Here is a 703-nt window from a genome sequence, read left to right as displayed (position 1 = left end):
CTGGGCGACCAGGTCGTCGGTCAGCAGGAAGGCGTGGGCGTGGATGACGCGCCAGCGCAGCCAACGCTTCCAGTCCTCGAAGTCACCGCCCGACCACTCGGCGGCGAACGCGGTGAGGTAATCGGGTTGGCGCACAACGACTTCGGCGGCCTTTTCCGGGGTGGTGCCGAGCTCGGACACCCAGCCGGCCCAGTCGAAGCCCGGTGCTTCGGTCGGCAGGTCGGCGAACGTGCGCAGGTTGTATGTGAGGTCGGCGTCGCGCCGCTTGACGACGTCCCAGTGCGCGGCGGCCAGCTTGGTCTCCAGCGCGACGATGCGGGCCGCGGTGTCGTCGTGATCGCCTGGGCCGTAGACCAACTCGAACATCGCCGCGATGTGCTGCGGATAGGCGGCGAGGATCTCGGCGTGCTGCTCGTCGCGGTAGTAGGACTCGTCGGGCAGGCCCAGTCCCGACTGGCTCATGTGCAGCAGATAACGGGTCGAGTCCTTGGAGTCGGTGTCGACGTAAACGCCCGTGCCGCCGCCGACTCCGGTGCGCTGCAACGCGCCGAGCACCTTGGCGAGTGCATCGGGGGAGTCGGCCGCATCGATCGCCGCCAGCTCGTCCAGCAGCGGTTGCACCCCGCGCGCGGCGACGGCCTGCTCGTCCATGAAGCTGGCGTACAGATCGCCGATGCGCTGTTCGTCGCTGCCCTGGGCCGCG

1 pseudogene is annotated in these 703 nt (G+C 69.3%); it reads right to left on the bottom strand.

From position 1 onward, the window contains the following. A pseudogene (locus tag A5698_RS20045) lies at positions 1-703 on the bottom strand (peptidase M13); the annotation flags it as partial.

The sequence above is a fragment of the Mycobacterium sp. E136 genome (assembly GCF_001666865.1).
Classification (GTDB): Bacteria; Actinomycetota; Actinomycetes; order Mycobacteriales; family Mycobacteriaceae; genus Mycobacterium.
Note: the sequence above shows the minus strand (reverse complement) of the source record. Positions and strands in the feature narration are given on the sequence as shown.